This is a genomic window from Frondihabitans sp. PAMC 28766, assembly GCF_001577365.1.
Lineage (GTDB): Bacteria > Actinomycetota > Actinomycetes > Actinomycetales > Microbacteriaceae > Frondihabitans.
This window is the reverse complement of sequence record NZ_CP014513.1, coordinates 2,503,483-2,519,985: the sequence shown is the minus strand read 5'-3', so window position 1 is coordinate 2,519,985 and position 16,503 is coordinate 2,503,483. Positions and strand designations below refer to the sequence as shown.

Genomic DNA, 16,503 nt, shown 5'->3' with positions numbered 1-16,503 from the left:
TGCTAGAGCTTGGCGCGCTTGACCTTCGGCACCTTGGGCACGGAGACCTGACCCGGCTTCTGATGCGCAGCGTGCTCGACCGAGTGCAGGCGCCTTTCGAACTTGGCGTGCTTCTTCGCCTCGGAGGCCGAACGCCTCGACGACACGACGGCAGCGATGCTCGCCAGAGCAGCGACGATGAGCACGATGATCCGCATGGGTCGAGGCTACTCGCGATCACGATGCGAGAATCGCAGGATGCCATCTGCTCCTTCGCGCTCCTTCCCCACCATCGGCGACGGAGACCGCTGCCCGTGTCTGAGCGGCGAGACCTACGGCTCGTGCTGCGGGCCGCTGCACCGCGGGTCGCAGACGGCGCCCACCGCTACGCGGCTGATGAGATCGCGCTACTCGGCGTTCGTGGTGGGCGACGCGGCGTACCTGCTGGCCACGTGGGATCCTGCGACCCGGCCGGCCGGCCTCGAGCTCGACCCGGCCGTGAGGTGGTTCCGCCTCGAGATCCTCGGGGCGACCCGCGGCGGGCTGCTGGACACGACCGGCACGGTCGAGTTCGCGGCGCACTACCGCGCTGGCGGCTCTGCCGCGCAGCAGCGCGAGACCAGCCGCTTCGCGAAGCGCTCGGGCCGCTGGCTCTACGTCGACGCCCTCTGACCCGCGCGGGGCTGCCCTGCCACTTGATCTTCCGCTCAGCGCGCCTCGCGGTCGAGAATCCTCCCTGCCGCACAGGATGCCCCGGGAGGCACTTTATCGGGGAGGAAATCGCGACCTGCACTCCTCCGCGCGGCGTGGCGAGGCTAGGTTTTCCTCCCTAGCCGGCGGTCTCGGCCGACCTTCCTCCGCGGCCGTGACTAGTTCCTCCCGCGTGTGGAGATCCTCCCGAAACCGCGGCCGTTCGCGGGGTGCCGCGCATTGGCGAGGAAGCCGTGCCGGGCCATCCTCCCCGCACGTCTCGCCGGAACCGACTTTCCTCCCCGAAGCGCGCAAGTCGAGGGTTCCTCCTCCGTTGCGGACAATACTTCCTCGCGAACGAACGCCACCGCTGCGCCAGCGGCGGCCAGCCTCCTAGATCTCGCCGAAACCGCTCTCGACGAGACCGACGAGCTCGTCGACGGCCTTGTTCGCATCCGGCCCGGTCGCGACGATGCTGACCGTTGAGCTCTGAGCGAGCCCGAGCCCCATGATTCGCAACAGGCTCTTCGCGTCGACGCCGTTGATCTGCACGGTCGAGTCGAAGGTCGAGGCGTGCTTGACGAACTCGGCGGCCGGGCGCGCGTGGAGGCCCGACGGATTGACCAGCGTGGCCGAGCGTTCGACGGCGCCTGACACGTCCGCGTGCGAGAGCGTGTGCTCGTCGGCGTGCGGGTCGGCGACGCCGGTGGCGGTGCGCGCAGCTGCGACGACGTCGGCGAGGCTCCCACCCGTCTCGGAGGCGACGGCCGCGGCGACCGTGCCCTCGACGACCGGCGCGTCGGCGATGACCACGAGCGCTTTGTCAGCGTCGTCGAGGAAGTCGACCGCGGTCTCGGCGGTCAGGATGGCCGAGCCGAGATCGCACAGGATCACGACGCCCGTGCCCGACTGCGCCCGCGTGATGCCTTGAGAGATGCGGTCGAAGCTCGTGCCGATCCCGTCATCGTCGGTGCCGCCGGCGGCCACGATCGTGACGGTCGGGGCCATCTGCTTCGCGAGCTCGAGCGTGCCTTCGGCGATCTTCGCGCTGTGCGAGACGACCAGGATTCCTACGGTCTGGGCCATGGTCATTTCTCCGTTGCTGCAGCGGCGTCGGCCGCCGCTCTGATGATGAGGGAAGAGGATTCCGCCCCCGGGTCGCGGTGGCCGATGGCCCGGTCGCCGAGATAGCTGGCGCGGCCCTTGTGGGCGACGAGCGGCTCGGTCGACACGGCGCCCGCGGCGGCGGCGTCGGCGGCCGCCGCGAGCACCTCGCTGCAGGTCTTGCCGTCGGCCGCAGCGGCAGCCGCTGCATCCACCGCGGGGCTCCACGCGTCGATCATGGTCTTGTCCCCGACCACGGCCTTGCCGCGCATCACGACACCGTCGCGGGCCGCGGTCAAGAACGCCACGATCGCCTCAGGATCCAACTCGGTCGCGTCGCCCAGGGCCTGCGAGCCCTTGAGATACGCCGTCCCCAGCAGCGGGCCGGACGCACCGCCGACGGTGGAGATCAGCGTGGTCGCCACCAGCTTGAGCGCAGAGCCCGGGGTCGAGCCCTCCGGCAGCGCCTCGAACTTCGCCTTGACGGCCTGGAAGCCGCGGTCGAGGTTCTCGCCGTGGTCGCCGTCGCCGATCTCGCGGTCGAGGGCGATCAGGCGTATGCGGTTGTCGGCGACGACGTTCACGGTGTCGTCGATCCAGGCGGTCACCCAGGGCAGGCCGAGACTCATGGTGCGGTGTTCCTTTCGTGGCGGGCGGGGCGACGAGCGTGGGATTCGGCGAGGATCAGCGACCCCAGCGCAGGGCCGCAGTCTGAACGGGGGCGTCCCACAGCCCGGTCAGTTCGTCGTCGAGCTTCGTCACCGTGATGGAGACGCCTTGCATCTCGAGGCTGGTGACGAAGTTGCCCACGAGCGTACGCGTGACCTCGATGCCCTTCTCGGCGAGCACTCGGGCGGCGTGACGGAAGACGATGTACTGCTCGACGAGCGGCGTGCCGCCCATGCCGTTGACGAACAGCAGCACCTTGTCACCGCTGGTGAAGGGCAGGTCCTCCAAGATCGGGCCCAGCATCCGGTCGACGATCGCGTCGGCCGGCTCGAGCGTGATGCGCTCGCGCCCGGGCTCGCCGTGGATGCCGATGCCGATCTCGATCTCGTCCTCGGGCAGCACGAAACTCGGCTCGCCCGCGTGAGGCACGATGCCGGCAGTGAGGGCGACGCCCATCGTGCGGGTGTTCTGGTTGACCTTCGTCGCGACTGCCGCCACGGCGTCGAGGTCGTCGCCGCGCTCGGCGGCCGCGCCGGCGCACTTCTCGACGACGACGGTGCCGGCCACGCCGCGGCGGCCGGCCGTGTAGAGGCTGTCCTTCACCGCGACGTCGTCGTCGACGACGACCGACACCACGCGGATGCCCTCTGCGTCGGCCAGATCGGCCGCAGTCTCGAAGTTGAGCACGTCGCCGGTGTAGTTCTTGACGATGTGCAGCACCCCGGCGCCGCCGTCGCTCGCTACGGTCGCCGCGACGATCGGGTCAGGCGTCGGCGAGGTGAACACGGGGCCGGGGACGGCGGCCGACAGCATGCCGTAGCCGACGAATCCTGCGTGCAGGGGCTCGTGTCCCGAGCCGCCGCCCGAGACGATGCCCACCCGGCCCTGCGTCGCTCCACCGGCACGCGCGACGAAGAGGGGGTCGGGCGAGACTGTGACGAGGTCGGGATGCGCGAGGCCGAAGCCCTCCACGGATTCGTCGACGACGTCCTTCGGATCGTTGATGAGCTTCTTCATCGAAGTCCTCCCGTATGAGCGCTTCTGTCAACCTGACAGCACGTTTCTGACAACAAGGTAGCGCGTCCAGAACGGACACACATAGACACAAAACAAAGTCTGCCTCTGTTGGTATCGCAAAGTCCGACGCGGCGCTAATCTGATCCCGACATGACACCCGGGCAATGGTGCCCGGGTGGCACCTGCTGTGTGCAGGACGTGTCAGCGCACACCGGTTCCACCCCGCACCATCAACGACGAAGGAGCACCAACCGTGAGCGACGACTACATTCTCGCCATCGATCAGGGCACGACATCCAGCCGGGCCATCGTCTTCGACCACTCCGGGTCGATCGTCTCGACGGGCCAGCTCGAGCACGAGCAGATCTTCCCCCGCGCCGGCTGGGTCGAACACAACCCGAAGGAGATCTGGGAGAACACGCGCGAGGTGATCGGCCAGGCCCTCTCGCGCGCCAACATCACCCGGCACGACATCAAGGCGATCGGCATCACCAACCAGCGCGAGACTGCCGTGGTCTGGGACAAGAACACCGGTGAGCCCGTCTACAACGCCATCGTCTGGCAGGACACCCGCACGCAGGAGATCGTCGATCGGTTCGCGGCCGACGGCGGTGTCGAGCGCTTCAAGGACATCGTCGGCCTGCCGCTCAGCACCTACTTCGCAGGCACGAAGATCGTCTGGATCCTCGAGAACGTCGAGGGGGCGCGCGAGAAGGCCGAGGCCGGCGATCTGATCTTCGGCACGACCGACACCTGGGTGCTCTGGAACCTCACCGGCGGCGTCGACGGCGGCGTGCACGTCACCGACGTGACGAACGCCTCCCGCACCCTCTTCCTCGACCTCGAGACCCTCGAGTGGCGCCAGGACATCCTCGATGTGTTCGGCGTGCCGGCGTCGATGCTGCCCGAGGTCAAGTCGTCCAGCGAGATCTACGGCTACGCGTCGTCGTCCTCGCTGCTGCGAGAAGTGCCCATCGCGGGCATCCTGGGCGATCAGCAGGCCGCGACGTTCGGTCAGGCCGCGTTCGACAAGGGCGAGTCGAAGAACACCTACGGCACCGGCAACTTCCTGATCTTCAACACCGGCGAAGAGAAGGTGAAGAGCGAGAACGGCCTGCTCACGACCATCGGCTACAAGCTCGGCGACGGGCCGATCCACTACGCTCTCGAGGGGTCGATCGCCGTCACGGGTTCGCTGATCCAATGGCTTCGTGACAACCTCGGCATCATCAACTCGGCCCCCGAGGTCGAAGCTCTCGCGACGACCGTCGACGACAACGGCGGCGTGTACTTCGTGCCCGCGTTCTCCGGCCTGTTCGCGCCGTACTGGCGCTCCGACGCCCGCGGCGCCCTGGTGGGCATGACCCGCTACGTCAACAAGGGGCACATCGCCCGCGCCGCTCTCGAGGCGACCGCCTTCCAGACCCGCGAGGTGCTCGATGCCGTCAATGCCGACTCCGGCGTCGACCTCACCGAGTTGAAGGTCGACGGCGGCATGACCGGCAACGACGCGCTCATGCAGTTCCAGGCCGACATCCTGAACGTGCCCGTCGTCCGCCCGGTCGTCGCCGAGACCACCGCTCTCGGTGCCGCCTACGCCGCCGGTCTCGCCGTCGGCTTCTGGGCGAACCTCGACGACCTCCGCGCCAACTGGCAGCAGTCGAAGCGCTGGGAGCCGAACATGGACGAGAAGGAGCGCGAACGCCAGCTGCGCCTCTGGAAGAAAGCCGTCACCAAGACGTTCGACTGGGTCGACGACGACGTCCTCTAACCACCACCGTCATTTCTTTCAGAGTCGATAGGAACACATCATGGCAATCCTCCCCTTCCCCGCCGCCCCGAGGCGGGGCCTGGCCGCACAGCGCACCGCGCAGACCAACCGCGGCTTCTGGACCCTCCGCCGGGCCCACGAGACCAACGACCTCGCCGGCTCGGCCAACCCGCCGACGGGCACCACCCCCACCCTCCTCGGCGAGATGGTGGTCGAAGTGCTCGGCTCGATGATGATCGCCGTCTTCGGCTTCGGCGTGGTCGCCCAGGTGACCGTCGGCGCCGGCGCTCTCGGCGGCCACGACTCGATCGCCTGGTCGTGGGGCCTCGGCGTCACGTTCGGCATCTTCGTGGCAGGCACAGTGTCCGGCGCTCACCTGAACCCGGCCGTCACTCTCGCGGTCGCCACCTACAAGGGCTTCCCCTGGAAGAAGGTCGGGCCGTACATCCTGGCCCAGGTGATCGGCTTCTTCCTCGGGGCGCTGTTCATCTTCTTGAACTACATGTACTCGATCAACAAGATCGACCCGGGCCACACCATCAAGACGCAGGGCATCTTCTCGACGCTGCCCGGCAACGGCAACAACGCCTACGACGTCCACATCCCCCAGGCGTTCATGGACCAGGTGCTCGGCACGGCGATCCTGGTGTTCCTGATCTTCGCCATCACCGACGCGCTGGGCGCGAACCCCACCCCCGCGGTGTCGGCCATCGCCGTCGGCCTGGTGGTCGTGGGCATCGGCTTCGCGCTCGGCACGAACGACGGCTACGCGATCAACCCGGCTCGTGACTTCGGGCCGCGCCTCATGGAGTACATCGTCGGCTACCACAGCGCCTGGCAGGACCAGAGGGGCAACGTGTTCTTCTGGGTGCCGATCGTCGGCCCGATCGTCGGCGGTCTCGTCGGCGGCGGGGTCTACCAGGTAACGGTCGCCCGGGCGCTTCCCGCGGCTCTGGTCGGAACCGACACGACCGAGAAGTAGTCTCGGCGAACCATCGATGGCCCGGCAGGATCCCTTCCTGCCGGGCCTCTCGACGCCCGCCCGGTCAGCGCTGCGTCGCCTCCACCCACTGCTGGAGCTTCGCCGAGGCGCGCCCGTCGTCGACTGCTTCGGCCGCGACGGCCAGCTGCTCGCGGAACCGCGTGACGATCGGGCGGCCCTGTTCGGTGGGATCCTGCGCCAGGCGGTACGAGACGAGGCCGGCGGCCGCGTTGAGCAGCACGATGTCGCGCACGGCGCCGGTCTCACCGGCAAGCGTTCGCCGTGCGACCTCGGCGTTGTGCGCGCCGTCGCCGCCGAGCAGGGCGTCGATCGACACGCGGGGCAGACCGAGCTCGAGCGGGTCGAGGTCGTGCTCGGTGACCGAGCCGCCGGTGACCTCCCAGATGTGGCTGTGACCGGTGGTGGTCAGTTCGTCGAGGCCGTCGTCGCCGCGGAAGACGAGGGCGGTCGCGCCGCGCGTCTGGAACACGCCGACGATCAAGCCGACCTTCGAGGCGTTCGCCACGCCGACGGCACTGGCCTCGGGGCGAGCCGGGTTGGTGAGCGGGCCGAGGAAGTTGAATACGGTCGGCACGCCGATCTCGGCGCGGGTGGCAGCGGCGTGGCGGAAACCGGGGTGGAAGGCCGCTGCATACGCGAAGGTGATGCCCACCTCGCCGAGGATCTCGGCGACACGCCCAGGGTCCCGGGTCAGATCCACCCCGAGTGCTGCCAGAACGTCGGACGAGCCTGAGGCCGAACTGGCAGCGCGGTTGCCGTGCTTGATCACGGGAACCCCGGCGCTCGCGACCACGATCGAGGCCATCGTCGAGATGTTGACGGTGCCGAACCGGTCGCCGCCGGTGCCCACGATGTCGACGCCCATGCTGTCGACGGGCAGGGGAAGGGCGTGGGCCAGGATCGCGTCGCGGAAGCCCACGATCTCGTCGACCGTCTCGCCCTTCGACCGCAGTGCGACCAAGAACGCGGCCAGCTGGGCCGGGCTGCTCTCCCCCACCATCACGCGCTCCATCGCCCACGTGGCCTCGGCGATGGACAGGTCGGTGCCGTCCAGCAGGGAGTCGATGATTCGGGGCCAGGTGAGCTCGGCGTTCATGCTTCTCAGCCTACTAAGCACCTTCTTTCAGATATCTCGATGACGAGACTGGCAAGCTGTCAAGGCGAATCACTCGACGGTTTTTCGGCCATAATGGCTTTTGTGACAAGTACCCCTCTCTCGAGAACCTCAGGTGCTCCGGTCGTCAACCGGCCGAGCACCGCTGCCGTGGGCACCATCGTCTGGCTGGGCAGCGAGGTGATGTTCTTCGCCGGCCTGTTCGCGATCTACTTCACTCTTCGCAGCACGTCACCCGAGCTGTGGGCTTCGCAGTCGAGCAAACTCGACGTGCCCTTCGCCGCCTTCAACACCATCACCCTGGTGCTGTCGAGTGTCACCTGCCAGTTCGGCGTCTTCGCTGCCGAGCGGCTGCAGGGCAAGCGCACCGGCAAGCTCTTCCAGGTCTCCAAGTGGGGTCTCGTCGAGTGGTTCTTCCTGACCTATGCGATGGGCGCGACCTTCGTCTCGCTCCAGATGTACGAATACACGAACCTCGTTGCCGACCACGTGACGCTGCAGTCGAGTGCCTACGGCTCCGCCTTCTACCTCACGACCGGCTTCCACGCCGCCCACGTGACGGGTGGTCTCATCTGCTTCCTGTTCATCATCGGCCGCGCCTATGCGGCCAAGAACTTCGGGCACCGTGAGGCGACAAGCGCAATCGTCATCTCGTACTACTGGCACTTCGTCGACGTCGTGTGGATCGGCCTGTTCCTGGTCATCTACATCCTCAAATAGGCATTGGACTCCAATCACCACATGTTCTCTTCACAGAAATCCGGCTCCTCGGCCCAGGGGAAGAAGAAGCGCGGGCGTCGTTCGCCGCTTGCCACCTTCTCGCTCATCGTCGTCGGTCTCCTGACGACCGGCGGCGCGTACGCCCTGTTCACGTCGACGGCCAGCGCCGATTCAGGCACCACGGCGACCGCGACCGCCGCGACCTCGCAGTCGCAGGTCAACGAGGGCCAGAAGCTCTTCAACGCCAACTGCGCCAGCTGCCACAACATGGAGGGCTCGGGTACCAAGGCCGGCCCCAGCCTCATCGGCGTCGGTGCCGCGGCGGTCGACTTCCAGGTCGGCACGGGCCGTATGCCTGCCGCCGCCAACGGGCCTCAGGCGCTCCAGAAGCCCGTGCAGTTCAGCAACACCCAGATCCAGGCCATGGCCGCCTACGTGGCCTCGCTGGGCACCGGCCCCGCCGAGCCCTCGTCGAAGTACCTGCAGGCCAACGGCAATGCCGCCAAGGGCGCTGAGCTCTTCCGCGTCAACTGCGCCATGTGCCACAACGTCGCCGGCGCCGGCGGCGCCCTGACGGACGGCAAGTTCGCTCCCCCGCTCAAAGGCGTCACGTCCAAGCACATCTACGAGGCCATGCTGACCGGCCCGCAGAACATGCCCGTCTTCAACGACTTGAACATCAAGCCGCAGGAGAAGGCCGACATCATCACCTACCTGAAGTACCTCGAGAAGAACCCGTCCCCGGGCGGATTCGAGTTGGGCAACCTCGGACCCGTGTCGGAGGGTCTGTTCATCTGGATCTTCGGCCTCGGCGCGATCGTCGCCATCACCGTGTGGCTGACAGCCAAGTCGAACTGATCCGGTAACGCCGACCCCGCACTCTCTTCTCGCGAGTCACGAACTCCCGAGTCCTGCACTCACCGAAAGGCAGCATCATGGCAGATCACGACGACGAGACCCCCGCACCGGGGTCGGCTGTCGCTCAGAATGAGCCTCGTCCGATCTCGTCCGGCACCGCGGTCATCCCGACCGAGGCGTTCGAGAACCCCGGCGAGCCGCCGCACCGGCTTCGCGTCACCGACAAAGACCCTCGAGAAGAAAAGCTCGCCGAGCGCCAGGTCTCGGCTCTCTTCTTCCTGTCGGTCATCTTCAGCTGCCTCGCGGTCGCGGCTTACATCGCCTTCCCGATCAAGCCCGGCGACACGCACTCGATCCGCCTGAACAACCTTTTCCTCGGCCTGGGCATCGCCCTCGGTCTGCTCTCCATCGGCGTCGGCGCGGTCCACTGGTCCAAGACGCTTATGCCCGCCCGTGAGATCACCGAGATGCGGCACCTCACGAAGGGCTCCGCCCCGACGCGTGAGAAGGCCGCCGAGGTCTTCGCCCTCGGCAACAAGGAGTCCGGCTTCGGCCGACGCGCCCTGATCCGCAACAGCCTCTTCGGCGCCCTGGTCGCCTTCATCCTTCCGGGCGTCGTGATCTTCCGCGATCTCGCTCCGAGCGTCGACCCGAACGTGGTCCTGAAGCAGACCCTCTGGAAAAAGGGCATGCACCTGACGCTCGACCCCACGGGCACGCGCATCAAGGCAACCGACGTGACGATCGGCTCGGTGTTCCATGTGATCCCCGAGAACCTTCTCACCAGCGACGACATGCTCGAAGAGAAAGCCAAAGCCGCCGTTCTCCTCATGAGGTTGAACCCCGACGACCTGCACGAACCTGCAGGCCGCGAGAACTGGCAGTACAACGGAATCGTTGCCTATTCCAAGATCTGCACGCATGTCGGGTGCCCCGTGGCCCTCTACGAGCAGCAGACGCACCACCTTCTCTGCCCCTGCCACCAGTCGACGTTCGACGTCACCCAGAACTGCGCGGTCATCTTCGGGCCTGCGAGCCGGCCGCTGCCTCAGCTGCCGATCGAGGTCGACGCGGATGGCTACCTCGTAGCTCAGAGTGACTTCCACGAACCTGTGGGCCCGAGCTTCTGGGAGCGCGACAAATGATCACGACAACCCCCTCCACCAACGACGAGACGCACGAGTTCTCGTACGCAGAGCAGGGCAACCTGCCCCTCCGCCCCGCCAAGGGCATGAAGTTCATGGGCGCCGCGGCCAACTACGTCGACGAGCGCACATCGATCTCCGGCCTGGTCAAAGAGGTGGGTCGCAAGATCTTCCCCGACCACTGGTCGTTCATGCTCGGTGAGGTCGCGCTCTACTCGTTCGTCGTGATCCTGCTCTCGGGCACGTTCCTGACGTTCTTCTTCCAGCCGTCCATGGCCGAGGTGACCTACCAGGGCACGTACGTGCCCCTCAAGGGCATCAACATGTCGGCCGCGCTTCAGTCGACGCTGAACATCTCGTTCGACGTGCGCGGTGGCCTGCTGTTCCGTCAGATCCACCACTGGGCGGCCCTGCTCTTCATCGCGGCCATCGGCCTGCACATGCTGCGCATCTACTTCACCGGCGCCTTCCGCAAGCCTCGCGAGCTGAACTGGTTCATCGGCTTCGTCCTCTTCGTGCTGGCCCTCGCCGAGGGGTTCACCGGCTACTCGCTGCCCGACGACCTCCTGTCGGGCAACGGTCTGCGAATCATCGCCGGCATGGTCGAGGCGATACCGGTGGTCGGCGTCTGGATCTCGTATCTGCTCTTCGGCGGAGAGTTCCCGGGCACGGCGATCGTGGGCAGGTTGTTCTCGCTGCACATCATGCTCCTGCCGGCTCTCCTCATAGCCATGCTCGGCGCGCACTTGTTGCTGCTCGTCATCAACAAGCACACGCAGTGGGCAGGCCCGGGCAAGACGAACGACAATGTCGTGGGCGTGCCGGTCATGCCGGTGTTCGCCGCGAAGGCCGGTGGATTCTTCTTCATCGTCTTCGGTGTCATCGTCCTCATCGCGTCGCTGTTCACGATCAACCCGGTCTGGACGTACGGCCCCTACGACCCCTCACCGATCTCGGCGGGTACGCAGCCGGACTGGTACATCGGCTTTGCCGACGGAGCGCTTCGCCTCGTACCACCGCACTGGGAAGTCAGCTGGGGCGGCTATCTCGTCTCCTTCAACATCCTGGTTCCGATCGTCGTTCTGGTCGGCCTGCTCGGGACAGTTGCGCTGTACCCGTTCATCGAAGGTTGGGTCACGGGCGACAAGCGCGAGCACCACATCCTTGACCGACCGCGCAACGCTCCGACGCGCACCGGCTTCGGTGCGGCGTTCATGGTTCTCTACGCGGCACTCTGGGGTGCTGCCTCGTCCGACCTGATGGCGACGCACTTCAAGCTGTCGGTCGAGCAGGTCATCCACGTGATGCAGTTCTTCGCAGTGATCGGGCCGTTCATCGCCTTCTGGGTGACGAAGCGCGTCTGCCTCGCACTCCAGAAGAAAGACCGCGAGGTCGCCCTGCACGGGCACGAGTCGGGTCGCATCGTGCGTCTCCCCGGCGGCGAGTTCATCGAGGTGCACCAGCCTCTCGACGCGTACGAGCTGTGGAGCCTCACGAGCTTCAACGAGTACGAGCCGCTCATGGCACGCCCCAACGACAAGGGTGTCATCACCCCGATCGAGCGTGCGCGGGCCGCGATCTCCGGCTTCTTCTTCGAAGACCGCATCGCGCCCGTTACCCCGTCCGAACTCGAGGCCGCACACGCCCACTCCGAGCACGGCGAGATCGAGTCGGGCTCGCAGCACTAGGCTCCACTCCCCCGCGCCAGAAGGCCCGCCCACGATCGCGTGGGCGGGCCTTCTGCTTGTCGTCTGTCCCGGCGGTCAGGCCACGGTGTCGACGAGACCGTCGAGAGTCCCGAGATCGTCGCCGCTGATCTCGAAGTCGACATCGGCATTCTCGGCCATCCGCGACGGGGTCGTCGTCTTCGGCAAGGGCAGCACGTTGTTCTCGAGGAGATAGCGGATGCAGATCTGCGCCACCGAGCGGTGATACTTGTCGGCAATGCGGGTCACATCCGGGTTGTGGAGGATTGCCCCTGTCGCCAACGGCGAATACCCCTCCACGAGGATGCCATTGGCCTTGCAATACGCAGTGGTGTCGTGCTGCGTGTTGCCGATGAACCAGCGGATCTGGTTGGCGTGCGGCACGACGTCCGTGCTTTCGATCAGAGATTCGAGGTCGGCCACGTCGAAGTTGGACACGCCGATGGATCGTGAACGCCCCGCCTGGTAGATCTCTTCCATGGCCTTCCACGCCGCGACGTTGCCGTCCCGATGATCGGAACCCATGTCAGACCACGGCCACGGCGCGTGGATCAGGTAGAGGTCGACGCGGTCCAGCTCGAGGAGCGACATCGTCGTCTCGAAGCTGGCTTTGGCCTCGTCGTAGTCCTTGACCTCGGCCGGCAGCTTCGTGGTGATGAAGATGTCATCACGAGGGATGCCGCTGTCGCGGACGGCGCGGCCGACACTGGCCTCATTGCCATAGGCGCGGGCCGTGTCGATGTGCCGGTAGCCGATTTTCAGGGCCTCGGCCACAGACTCGTAGGCGGGCGCCCCGTCGGGGATCTGCCAGGTGCCGAACCCGATCTTCGGGATCTCGACACCGTTGGAAAGAGTGAACTTATCGGTCAGTGCAGTCATACTCCGAACGCTACTCGACCGCGTGGCTGGCAGAACAAAGCGGGGCGGCACCCGTAGGTGACGCCCCGCTCGGCAGAACGACAACAGCAGTCAGTGTTGGTGAATGCCCCGGTAGTTCTCGAAGACCCATCCGACGAGGGTGACCGCGACGATCGCCCCGCCGAAGAAGCAGATCCAGGTGCCGATGGCCAGACCGAGGAAGCACAGCGTCGCGCCAGCGGCCAGGGCGATGGGCCACCAGCTCCACGGGTTGAAGAAGCCGATCTCAGGGTCGCCGTCGTCGATGTTGGCGTCGAGGCGGTCTTCGGGCAACTCACCGCTCTGGGCGAAGTGCGACCGGTTCATGTAGAACCCGAGGAAGATCGCCATGACAGCGGCCAGGCCGATGCCGACCGTGCCCGTCCACTCGACCTTGTGGAACTCGGCGGAGATCAGGCTCCAGATCGTGTAGGCCGCGTCGGAAACGATGAAGAAGCCGGCGAGGACCCAGAAAATATTGGATTGAGCTCTCATGGCTGGCTATTTCACACTCTCTGACGATGCGTCGTAGGTTGGGGCGTCCGGCGCGTCTTTCAACGGCCCGATGCCGACGGGCAGGCCCGCCTCGGGGTGGTTGAGGTCGAACGCCGGTGACTCCGAACGGATACGTGGGATCGACGTGAAGTTGTGGCGCGGCGGCGGGCAGGATGTCGCCCACTCGAGCGAGCGGCCGTAACCCCAGGGGTCGTTCACCGCGACCTTCGGCGCGAGCCGAGCCGTGATGTAGACGTTGTAGACGAAGGGCAGCATCGAGACACCGAGCAGCATGGCCCCGGTGGTCGACAGCTGGTTCATCCACGTGAACCCGTCGCTCGGCTGGTAGGTCGCGTACCGACGCGGCATACCGAGCACACCCAGCCAGTGCTGGATCAGGAAGGTCGTGTGGAAGCCGATGAACAGCAACCAGAAGTGCACCTTGCCCAGACGCTCGTTGAGCATCTTGCCCGTCCACTTCGGCCACCAGAAGTAGAACCCGGAGAACATCGCGAAGACGACGGTGCCGAAGACCACGTAGTGGAAGTGCGCCACGACGAAGTACGAGTCGGAGACGTGGAAATCGAGCGGCGGCGAAGCCAGGATCACGCCGGTCAGGCCACCGAAGGTGAACGTGATGAGGAAGCCGATCGCCCACAGCATGGGCGTCTCGAAGGTGATCGAGCCCCGCCACATGGTGCCGACCCAGTTGAAGATCTTCACACCCGTCGGCACGGCGATGAGCATCGTCATCAGAGAGAAGAACGGCAGCAGCACTGATCCAGTCACGTACATGTGGTGAGCCCACACGGTGACCGAGAGGGCGGCAATGGCGATGGTCGCATAGATCAGCGTCTTGTAGCCGAAGATCGGCTTACGGCTGAAGACCGGGAACACCTCGGAGACGATGCCGAAGAACGGCAGCGCGATGATGTACACCTCGGGGTGCCCGAAGAACCAGAACAGATGCTGCCAGAGGATCGCCCCACCGTTCGCCGGATTGAAGACGTTGGCATCGAATACTCGGTCGAACCCTAAACCGAACAGTGCCGCAGCGAGCACCGGGAAGGCCATGATCACGAGGATCGAGGTGACGAGCGTGTTCCAAGTGAAGATCGGCATCCGGAACATCGTCATGCCGGGCGCACGCATGGTGATGATCGTGGTGATGAAGTTGACTGCACCGAGGATCGTCGAGAAGCCTGTCAGCGCCAGCCCGAAGACCCAGAGGTTTCCGCCTAACCCTGGAGTGAACGTCGTGTCTGACAGAGGCGCGTACGCGAACCATCCGAACGAGGCCGCACCCTGCGGGGTGAGGAAGCCGGCCATGACGACGAGCGCGCCGAAGAAGTAGAGCCAGAAGGCGAAGGCGTTCAGTCGCGGGAACGCGACGTCGGGCGCGCCGATCTGCAGCGGCATCACCGCGTTCGCGAACCCCGAGAACAACGGTGTCGCGAACAGCAGCAGCATGATCGTGCCGTGCATCGTGAACAGCTGGTTGTACTGCTCTTTCGTGGCCACGACCGACAGGCCCGGCTCGAAGAGCTGAGCGCGGATGACCAGGGCCATCACACCGCCCACGAGGAAGTACATGAACGACGTGATCAGGTAGAGGTAGCCGAGCACCTTGTGGTCGGTCGACGTGACCCACCTGACGACGACGTTGCCCTTGCGCCCGACACGTGTCGTGGTGAAGTTCTGACCGGAAGATTGCCCCCCTGTGGCGGGGCGGGTTGCGGTGGCTGAGCTCATCGAACGCTGCCTTACTTACTCGAGGTGCTCGTGGCGCCGGCGGCGACGGGAGCGGTGTTGGTGGGGTTGTTCGTGCCTTGGTCGTACGAGTTGCCGATGTCGCCGACGTTTCCGTCTTGGCGGAGCGTCGCGAGGTAGTCCTGGTACGCGGACGGCGAGACGACCTTCACGTTGAAGAGCATGAGCGAGTGGTACTCGCCGCACAGCTCGGCGCACTTGCCGGCGTACGTGCCCTCCTTCATCGGAGTGAAGTACTCGTAGTTGGTCTTGCCGGGAATCATGTCCTTCTTGTAGAGGAAGTCGATGACCCAGAAGTCGTGGATGACGTCGCGCGACTTGAGCTCGATCTCGACGCTCTTGCCCTTGGGCAGGTAGAGCACCGGCAGCTTCGACTCGTCGACGTTGCCGTTGCCGAGCTCTTGAGCCTGGATGCCCTGGGTGTAGACGCTGTTCTTGATGTCGGCGGTGTCGTTGTACTGGAAGTCCCACGCCCAGCGCTTGCCGTAGACCGTGATCTTCGCGTAGGGGTGAGCCGTCGGCTTCTCGATGTTGGCCTGGTCGCGGGCGGTGAAGAAGAAGAAGCCGAGGACGAGGAACAGCGGAACGATCGTGTAGAAGATCTCGATCGGCATGTTGTAGCGCAGCTGCACGGGGAGGCCGGTCTGGTTCTTCCGGCGGCGGTAGACGACGACGGCCCAGATGATGAGGGCCCAGGTGATCAGACCGACAGCGAGGAGAACGATCCAGGAAGTGACCCACAGGCCGATGGTGGCGCTGGTGTGGTTCGTCACATTGTCGGAGGTTCCGGGCAGCCAGCCGCGGAGCTCCTGCTGCGAACAGCCCGACAAGGCCAGGATCAGGCCGGCGGCCGCGGGAAGGGCTGCCAGACGAAGACGACGTTTTGAGCGCACTGTTACCTCTCGGATGACGCGAGTGTGGGGCGTGTCCAGGCTCCCAGAAAGAGACGGAACATGCTTAGCCTACTCGCAGGCAGGTGGTGCTTTTGTCGCAGGGCCGGGCGGGTCTGTCGACTCCGAGACGAAAAAACCGACACGCGGCTCGAGAATGCACGAAGGGGAACCACCCGCCTGGATGGTTCCCCTTCGATGGCTGAAAGCCGCCTCACGACGAGCCCCGTTTGCCCTTGAAAGCCTCTGAATCAGTGGAAGCTGTCGCCGCAGGCGCAGCTGCCCTGAGCGTTCGGGTTGTCGATGGTGAAGCCCTGCTTCTCGATGGTGTCTTCGAAGTCGATCGAGGCACCGTCGAGATAGGGAACGCTCATCTTGTCGACGACGACCTCGACGCCGTCGAAGTCGCGCGTCGCATCGTTCTCGAGCAGACGCTCGTCGAAGTAGAGCTGGTAGATGAGGCCCGAGCAGCCACCCGGCTGCACGGCGACACGCAGTCGGAGGTCGTCGCGACCCTCCTGCGTGAGAAGGCTCTTGACCTTGTCGGCGGCGGCGGCGCTGAGGCCGACCCCGTGGGTGGGGAGCTCGTCGAGCTTCGCGGCGTCGACAGGAGCGGTTGCGATGTCTGTCATGGTGCCTCCTTCGTGCGGGGTGCGCGAACGAGCGCACCATTCG

At 65.8% G+C, this 16,503-nt stretch carries 17 protein-coding genes; 7 read left to right on the top strand and 10 right to left on the bottom strand.

The window, feature by feature from the left end:
- Nucleotides 1-2: 2 nt before the first annotated feature.
- Nucleotides 3-197: a hypothetical protein gene (locus tag AX769_RS12120; RefSeq protein ID WP_066279626.1), complete on the bottom strand. Its 195-nt coding sequence runs from the start codon at nucleotides 195-197 to the stop codon at nucleotides 3-5.
- Nucleotides 198-237: 40 nt separating this feature from the next.
- Here AX769_RS12120 and AX769_RS12115 point away from each other — a divergent pair, with 40 nt between their 5' ends.
- Entirely contained in the window at nucleotides 238-651 is a 414-nt protein-coding gene (locus tag AX769_RS12115) for a YchJ family protein (protein WP_066279624.1), read from the top strand.
- Between the two features lie 411 nt (nucleotides 652-1,062).
- Here AX769_RS12115 and dhaM read toward each other — a convergent pair whose 3' ends face one another.
- The 3 genes from dhaM to dhaK are packed head-to-tail and all read right to left on the bottom strand — an operon-like array spanning nucleotide 1,063 to nucleotide 3,459.
- A complete protein-coding gene (gene dhaM, locus AX769_RS12110) occupies nucleotides 1,063-1,755 on the bottom strand; it encodes a dihydroxyacetone kinase phosphoryl donor subunit DhaM (protein WP_066279622.1) in 693 nt (230 codons plus the stop codon).
- 2 nt (nucleotides 1,756-1,757) lie between these two features.
- Nucleotides 1,758-2,402 carry a dihydroxyacetone kinase subunit DhaL gene (dhaL, locus tag AX769_RS12105; protein ID WP_066279620.1) on the bottom strand — a complete coding sequence of 215 codons (645 nt, stop codon included), beginning with the start codon at nucleotides 2,400-2,402 and terminating at the stop codon, nucleotides 1,758-1,760.
- Nucleotides 2,403-2,457: 55 nt separating this feature from the next.
- Nucleotides 2,458-3,459 carry a dihydroxyacetone kinase subunit DhaK gene (dhaK, locus tag AX769_RS12100; protein ID WP_066279618.1) on the bottom strand — a complete coding sequence of 334 codons (1,002 nt, stop codon included), beginning with the start codon at nucleotides 3,457-3,459 and terminating at the stop codon, nucleotides 2,458-2,460.
- Nucleotides 3,460-3,712: 253 nt separating this feature from the next.
- On the opposite strand from dhaK, the gene glpK reads away from it, so the two are divergent.
- Together glpK and AX769_RS12090 are read left to right on the top strand one after the other, a co-directional pair.
- Entirely contained in the window at nucleotides 3,713-5,230 is a 1,518-nt protein-coding gene (gene glpK / locus AX769_RS12095) for a glycerol kinase GlpK (RefSeq protein WP_066279616.1), read from the top strand.
- Nucleotides 5,231-5,270: 40 nt separating this feature from the next.
- Nucleotides 5,271-6,212 carry an MIP/aquaporin family protein gene (locus AX769_RS12090; protein WP_082763788.1) on the top strand — a complete coding sequence of 314 codons (942 nt, stop codon included), beginning with the start codon at nucleotides 5,271-5,273 and terminating at the stop codon, nucleotides 6,210-6,212.
- A gap of 64 nt (nucleotides 6,213-6,276) precedes the next feature.
- Here the strand turns inward: AX769_RS12090 and trpD are convergent, their stop codons facing one another.
- Nucleotides 6,277-7,329: an anthranilate phosphoribosyltransferase gene (gene trpD / locus AX769_RS12085; RefSeq protein WP_066279614.1), complete on the bottom strand. Its 1,053-nt coding sequence runs from the start codon at nucleotides 7,327-7,329 to the stop codon at nucleotides 6,277-6,279.
- Nucleotides 7,330-7,422: 93 nt separating this feature from the next.
- Between trpD and AX769_RS12080 the strand changes: the two genes are divergently transcribed.
- The 4 genes from AX769_RS12080 to AX769_RS12065 all read left to right on the top strand — a co-directional run bounded on the left by AX769_RS12080 (nucleotide 7,423) and on the right by AX769_RS12065 (nucleotide 11,758).
- Nucleotides 7,423-8,067: a heme-copper oxidase subunit III gene (locus AX769_RS12080; protein WP_066279612.1), complete on the top strand. Its 645-nt coding sequence runs from the start codon at nucleotides 7,423-7,425 to the stop codon at nucleotides 8,065-8,067.
- Between the two features lie 21 nt (nucleotides 8,068-8,088).
- Complete coding sequence (locus AX769_RS12075; RefSeq protein WP_066279610.1) at nucleotides 8,089-8,925, top strand: c-type cytochrome; 837 nt, start codon at nucleotides 8,089-8,091, stop codon at nucleotides 8,923-8,925.
- 77 nt (nucleotides 8,926-9,002) lie between these two features.
- Entirely contained in the window at nucleotides 9,003-10,070 is a 1,068-nt protein-coding gene (locus tag AX769_RS12070; RefSeq protein WP_066279608.1) for a ubiquinol-cytochrome c reductase iron-sulfur subunit, read from the top strand.
- An 86-nt stretch (nucleotides 10,071-10,156) separates the two neighbouring features.
- Nucleotides 10,157-11,758, top strand: a complete 1,602-nt coding sequence (locus AX769_RS12065) for a cytochrome bc complex cytochrome b subunit (protein WP_066283607.1) — start codon at nucleotides 10,157-10,159, stop codon at nucleotides 11,756-11,758.
- A 75-nt stretch (nucleotides 11,759-11,833) separates the two neighbouring features.
- Here the strand turns inward: AX769_RS12065 and AX769_RS12060 are convergent, their stop codons facing one another.
- The 5 genes from AX769_RS12060 to AX769_RS12040 form a co-directional block, all read right to left on the bottom strand.
- Complete coding sequence (locus AX769_RS12060) at nucleotides 11,834-12,655, bottom strand: aldo/keto reductase (protein WP_066279606.1); 822 nt, start codon at nucleotides 12,653-12,655, stop codon at nucleotides 11,834-11,836.
- A gap of 90 nt (nucleotides 12,656-12,745) precedes the next feature.
- A complete protein-coding gene (locus AX769_RS12055) occupies nucleotides 12,746-13,168 on the bottom strand; it encodes a cytochrome c oxidase subunit 4 (protein WP_066279604.1) in 423 nt (140 codons plus the stop codon).
- Between the two features lie 6 nt (nucleotides 13,169-13,174).
- Nucleotides 13,175-14,920: a cytochrome c oxidase subunit I gene (gene ctaD, locus AX769_RS12050; protein WP_082763786.1), complete on the bottom strand. Its 1,746-nt coding sequence runs from the start codon at nucleotides 14,918-14,920 to the stop codon at nucleotides 13,175-13,177.
- Nucleotides 14,921-14,931: 11 nt separating this feature from the next.
- Nucleotides 14,932-15,831 (bottom strand): cytochrome c oxidase subunit II, encoded by a 900-nt coding sequence (gene coxB / locus AX769_RS12045; RefSeq protein WP_066279599.1) that lies wholly within the window; start codon nucleotides 15,829-15,831, stop codon nucleotides 14,932-14,934.
- 248 nt (nucleotides 15,832-16,079) lie between these two features.
- Nucleotides 16,080-16,460: an iron-sulfur cluster assembly accessory protein gene (locus AX769_RS12040; RefSeq protein ID WP_066279597.1), complete on the bottom strand. Its 381-nt coding sequence runs from the start codon at nucleotides 16,458-16,460 to the stop codon at nucleotides 16,080-16,082.
- Between the last annotated feature and the right edge of the window lie 43 nt (nucleotides 16,461-16,503).